4 protein-coding genes are annotated in these 6026 nt (G+C 67.3%); 1 reads left to right on the top strand and 3 read right to left on the bottom strand.

The genetic code is table 11. The annotated features are described in order from the left end of the window. The 3 genes from AC1DYI_RS24255 to AC1DYI_RS24245 all read right to left on the bottom strand — a co-directional run. Positions 1-1574 (bottom strand): ABC-F family ATP-binding cassette domain-containing protein (locus AC1DYI_RS24255; RefSeq protein WP_477206697.1); only part of this gene is annotated, 1574 nt, incomplete at its 3' end. A 145-nt stretch (positions 1575-1719) separates the two neighbouring features. Continuing rightward, positions 1720-2679 (bottom strand): glutathione synthase, encoded by a 960-nt coding sequence (gshB, locus tag AC1DYI_RS24250; protein WP_477206696.1) that lies wholly within the window; start codon positions 2677-2679, stop codon positions 1720-1722. Positions 2680-3144: 465 nt separating this feature from the next. Continuing rightward, positions 3145-4953 carry an aminopeptidase P family protein gene (locus AC1DYI_RS24245; RefSeq protein ID WP_477206695.1) on the bottom strand — a complete coding sequence of 603 codons (1809 nt, stop codon included), beginning with the start codon at positions 4951-4953 and terminating at the stop codon, positions 3145-3147. 303 nt (positions 4954-5256) lie between these two features. On the opposite strand from AC1DYI_RS24245, the gene AC1DYI_RS24240 reads away from it, so the two are divergent. Further along, a partial coding sequence (locus AC1DYI_RS24240) for an ABC transporter substrate-binding protein (protein ID WP_477206694.1) occupies positions 5257-6026 on the top strand: 770 nt, incomplete at its 3' end.

The raw sequence follows: 6026 nt of genomic DNA, 5'->3' as shown, positions 1-6026 counted from the left end.
GCGGCGCTGCGTGCGGCCTGCGCCTGCCAATCGGCTATGCCACCTTCGTATTCGCGCCAGAGGCCGTCGCCCTCAGCCACCACGGTGCTCGTCACCACGTTGTCGACGAAGCGGCGGTCGTGGCTGACCAGGAACACCGTGCCGTCGTAGTCCTGCAGCAGCTCTTCGAGCAGCTCCAGCGTCTCGATGTCGAGGTCGTTGGTCGGCTCGTCGAGCACCAGCACATTGGCCGGCCTCGCGAACAGGCGAGCCAGCAGCAGCCGGTTGCGCTCGCCGCCTGACAGGCTCTTGACTGGCGAGTTCGCGCGCGCCGGCGCGAACAGGAAGTCGCCGAGGTAGCTCATCACATGCTTGCGCTGCGAGCCGATCTCGATCCACTCGCTGCCCGGGCTGATGGTGTCGGCCAGCGTCTTGTTCGGGTCCAGCACTTCGCGCATCTGGTCGAAGTAGGCGATCTGCATGTTCGAGCCGGTGCGCACCGTGCCGCTGTCGGGCGTGAGCTGGCCGAGGATCATCTTCAGCAGCGTGGTCTTGCCGGCGCCGTTGGGGCCAACCAGGCCGACCTTGTCGCCACGCAGGAAGATGGCCGAGAAGTCGCGCACGATGGTCTTGTCGCCATAGGCTTTCGACACGCCTTCCAGCTCGGCCACCAGCTTGCCCGAGGCGGCGCCACGGTCGATGTCCAGCCGCACGCGGCCCTGCTGCTCGCGCCGCGCCGCATGCTCTTCGCGCAGTTTCACCAGCCGCTGCACGCGGGCCACGCTGCGGGTGCGGCGGGCTTCGACGCCCTTGCGGATCCAGACCTCTTCTTGCGCCAGCAGCTTGTCGAAGCGGGCGCTGGCCAAGGCCTCGGCTTCCAGCTCGCGCTGCTTGGCGGCTTCGAAGGCGGCGAAGTTGCCGGGGTAGCCGTGCAGGTTGCCGCGGTCCAACTCGACGATGCGGGTGGCCACCGCGTCGAGGAACGCGCGGTCGTGGGTGATCAAGACAAGCGCACCCCGGAAGTTGTTCAACAGGCCGGCGAGCCAGTCGATCGCGTCCAGGTCCAGGTGGTTGGTCGGCTCGTCGAGCAGCAGCACGTCGGGCGCCGCGACCAGTGCGCGGGCCAGTGCGACGCGCTTTTTAGTGCCGCCAGACAGCTCCGAGATGGTGCCGGTGGGATCCAAGCGCAGGCGCTGCAGCGTCTCGTCAACGCGCTGCTCCCAGGTCCAGCCATCGAGCGCTTCGAGCCGCGTCTGCAGGGCATCGAGGTCTTCGTGCGGCTCATGGGCCTCGAAGCGGGCGCGCAGTTCACGCGCCTCGGCCACGCCTTCGGCGACGGTGTCGAACACAGTGGAGGCATGGTCGAACACGGGCTCTTGCGGCACATAGATGACACGCACGCCGCTTTGCAGCTGCAGGTTGCCGTCGTCGGGCCGCTCCAGGCCGGCGAGGATTTTCAGCAGCGACGATTTGCCGGTGCCGTTGCGGCCAATCAGGCCGACGCGTTCGCCGGCTTCGAGGGAAAAGTCGGAACCGTCGAGCAGCGGCACATGGCCGAAAGCGAGGTGGGCGTTGGTGAGAGTGAGCAGAGCCATGGGGCGATTGTCCCCCGTGGCCGTGTGCGGACGTCACGCCAAGGCTTCGACAAGCTCAGCCCGAACGGACAGTGGTGCCAGCGCGATCCCTCCACCGTTCGCCCTGAGCCTGTCGAAGGGCCGCGGCAAAGTGAAGGCGCAAGACTCAGCGCACCAGCGCCGCCTCCAGCGCATCAACGAACATCTTCGCCACGTCGAAGCCCATCTGGTCGGTGATCTCCTGGAAGCAGGTCGGGCTGGTGACGTTGATCTCGGTGAGCTGGTCGCCGATCACGTCGAGGCCGATCAGCAGCAGACCACGCGCCGCGAGCTTCGGGCCGATCGCCTCGGCGATCTCGCGGTCACGTGTCGTCAGCGCCTGTGCCACGCCCTTGCCGCCGGCTGCGAGGTTGCCGCGGATCTCGCTGCCCTGCGGGATGCGCGCCAGCGAGTAAGGCACCGGCTCGCCACCGATCACCAGCACGCGCTTGTCGCCAGCACTGATGGCCGGCAGGTACTTCTGCACCATCACCGTCTGCGCACCGTCGCGGTTCAGCGTCTCGATGATGCTGCCCAGGTTCAGGCCGTCTTCCTTGACGCGGAAGATGCCCATGCCGCCCATGCCATCGAGCGGTTTCAGGATGATGTCCTTGTGCCCGTCGTGAAAGCTGCGGATGTCGGCCGCGTTGCGGGTCACCAGCGTCGGGGTGATGAACTCCGGGAACTCGAGGATCGCGAGCTTTTCGGGGTGGTCACGCAGCGCCTGCGGCGAGTTGAAGACGCGGGCGCCCTCGGCTTCGGCGCGGCTGAGCAGGTGCGTGGCGTAGAAGTACTCGCTGTCGAACGGCGGGTCCAGGCGCATCAGCACCGCGTCGAACTCGGCCAGCGCCGCACGGGTCTCGTCTTCGACCTTGAACCAGTCTTTGACACCGTAGCCGGACGCGCCGGTCAGCGAGATGTGGCGCACATGGGCGGCGACGCGACCACCACGCTCCCACGACAGGTCGGTGGGTTCGCAGGCGTAGATCGCATGGCCGCGCTTGGCGGCCTCGCGCATCATCGCGAAGGTCGAATCCTTGTGGATCTTGAAGCCCGCGAGCGGGTCGGCAACGAAGAGCAGTTTCATGGGCAGCGAGTTTGCCTTGAAGCTTGTTGCCTTGCTGGGCCGCGGGCCTTGCCCAGGCGGCATTCAAAGGGCGGCGCAGGGGCAGGCGGCCCGGGATGCCTTCTCCGGCCCCGCTCGCGGGGAAAGGCGCTGCGCAGGCCACGGTCTCTCGATCGGCACCGAGTGACGCGGCGCGGCGGTTGGGGCGACCGCGAATGAAGGCCTACGAAGGCACCCCGAGCCCCCTACCCCGCAAACGGAGTGGCATGGCACGCGGTGTCATAACAATGTGGGTGCCCGCAGGGTGGCGGTGGCGTTCCGGGCGCCGGCCCTTATTCGCGGTCGCCCCCACGCATCTCAAGCTCCACGGTGTCAATGGCACCGCAGTTTGCCCACCGCCAACAGTGGCCCGCGAGCGGGCCAGCGTCCGGGGCGCCGCCGCTATCCTGCCGCCACAACCGCGACAGGAGCGACGGCAGAACCGCTTCAGACCTTGACCGGCTCGGTGCGCGTCATCAGCCAAGCCAACGCGTCGCCGCTGAGCTTGGGCGCCAGACGCTCGCGCACGGTGGCGTGGTAGCGGTTCAGCCAGTCGGCTTCATCGGCGCGCAGCAGACCCAGGTCGAGGCAACGGGTGTCGATCGGGCACAGGGTGAGTGTCTCGAACTCGAGGAACTCGCCGAACTCGCTGGCCGGTGCCGACACGTTCAGCACCAGGTTCTCGATCCGCACACCCCAGCGTCCCGGCCGGTACAGGCCCGGCTCGATCGAGGTGATCATGCCCGGCTCCATCGCCATGTTGATATCGGGGATGGCCTTGCTGATCGACTGCGGGCCTTCGTGCACGTTCAGGAAGTAGCCCACGCCATGGCCGGTGCCGTGGCCGTATTCGAGGCTCTCGGCCCACAGCGGAACGCGAGCCAGCGCGTCGAGGTGCGGGCTCAGCGTGCCACGCGGGAAGCGCGCGCGGCTCAGGCTCAGCGTGCCCTTGAGCACCAGCGTGTAGTCGCGCTTTTGCTCAGGCGAAGGCGTGCCGACCGGCCAGACACGGGTGATGTCGGTCGTGCCGCCAATGAACTGTGCGCCGGAGTCGATCAGCAGCAGGCCGTTGCCTTCAATCACCGCATGGTGCTCAGGCGTCGCGCGGTAATGCGGCATGGCGCCGTTGGCGTTGTAGCCGGCAATCGTCGGGAAGCTCAGGCCGACAAAGCCCGGGCGCTTGGCGCGCTCGGCGCTCAGCTTCTCGTCGATCGTGATCTCGGTGATGCGCTCGCCGCTGGCCAGCGCCGGCTCGAGCCAGGCGTAGAAGGCGCACATCGCGGCGCCGTCTTCTTCCATCGCCTGGCGCACAAACGCCGCTTCGGCCGCGGTCTTGCGGCTCTTCATCAAGGTGCTCGGGTTGATCGCCTCGATCACGGTCAGCCCTTCGGGCGCCGCTTCGCGCAGGCCCAGCGTGACACGCTTCGGGTCGATCAGCAGGCGGGCACCCTGCCCCAGCGCGCCCAGCGCCGCCGGCGCCTTGCCGTAGTCGGCCAGCGTGATGCCGTCAGCCGCCAGCGTGGCGGCCAGCTCGGCGCTGACCTTGCCGGTGCCAACGAACAGCGTCGCGGCCTGGTGGCTGATCAACAGGTGGGCCAGGAAGACCGGGTTGTAGGCAACGTCTGCACCGCGCAGGTTGGTGATCCAGGCGATGTCGTCGACCGTCGAGACGAAATGGTGGGTCGCGCCGTGGCGCGACATCGCTTCCCGCACCAGCGCCAGCTTGGCCGGGCGGGCCACCGGGGCTTGCGGGGCCACGTGGTCGTAGACCGCGGCGGTTGGCAGGCTCGGGCGATCGACCCAGGCCGATTCGAGCAGGTCGACGTTGGTGAGCAAGCGGATGCCGGCGCGCTCGGTCACGCCGCGCAGTTGCTGTGCGGCCGCCAGACCCAGCACCTGGCCATCGACCGCCAGTGCCTGGCCCGGGCGCACACGCTCGGTGATCCAGTCCAGATGGTGCGTCGCGGCGCCGGTCGGGATCTTGACCAGTGAGATGCCGCTGCCTTGCAGCTCGGCTTCGGCCTGCGTCCAGTAGCGGCTGTCGGCGAACAGCGCGGCCTCGCCGATCGTGACCACCAGCGTCGCCATCGAGCCGGTGAAGCCCGAGAACCACTCCCGGCCCTGCCAGCGGCCGGGCAGGTATTCAGACAAGTGCGGGTCGCTCGACGGCACCAGCACGGCATCCACATGGTTCGCGGCCATCACCTCGCGCAGGCGGGCAATGCGAAGGCGGGCGGGGGCGGTGCGGGTGTCCATGGTGCGGCTCCGGTGGGGCAGTCGGCGTGCGGCGCGAACCAGGTCAGTCCACGCGCGGCAGCGGGGGATTTGATCCCGGTCAAGGAGGCCGGGTTCGGTTCATTCTAGGAGTCCGGCCACCGAAGGAAATCCAGAAAGCCCACGTCAGAAAGGCCGTCTGYCGAATGGTTCGCCATTTTGCCGCTCGTAACCATATGTAGCAAACGTAATCGGACATACGCAGCGCTTAAAGCGCTCTCGGCAAAGACGACGACACAGTCACAAACGGCAACGCCGCACGTTTGTACTTTCAGGGAGCGCGTCATGCAGAGAAGATCATTCGTGCAGGCTTTGTCAGCAGCTTCGGCTGTGGGCTTGGGTACCTCGATGGGGGCGTGGCCCCTGGTGAGCCGCGCGGACACCCGCGTCGTTCGATTTGGCCAGTCGGCCTCACTCACTGGCGGCCAGGCCGCCTACGGGCAGGACATGCGCAGCGGCATTGCCGCCGCTTTCGCTGCCGCCAATGCGCAGAACAACGGCGTTCGCTTCGAGCTGAACTGCCTGGACGATGGCGGCTTGCGCGCCAATTGCATGAAGAACGTGCTGAGCCTGGCGGAGACCGACGCCATCAGCCTGATCGGCCTGACCAGCGGCGTCGGCGCCGAGGCCAGCTTGCCGGTGATCGAAGATTCACGCATCGCGCTGCTGGGTACTGCCAGCGGCAACCTGGGCTTGCGTGCCGCCAACGTCAAGAACGTCTTCAACGTGCGCGTCGGCCACGACGCCGAGTACCGGCGGATGATTGGTTATGCCAAGGACTTCGGCCTGAAGGGCGTGGGCATCGTCTACATGGCGGATGCCGCGGCCAGCAACCTGAATTCGCTGAAGCAATCGCTGGCCGATGTGGGCATGACACCAAAGGTGATCGTGGCGATCGACCGCAACGCGACCAACTTCGAAGCCGCTGCGCACGAGTTGCTGATCAACCGGCCGGACTGCGTGATGTTCACGACCAACGCCGAGCCGATCGCCAAGATCATCGAGCTGATGGCGGCTGCCAAGTACCCGGGCCTGTTCTATGCCTCGTCGTACTC

This window comes from Ideonella sp. P3_A4 (genome assembly GCF_056403075.1).
This window is presented reverse-complemented; position numbering and strand designations above follow the sequence as displayed.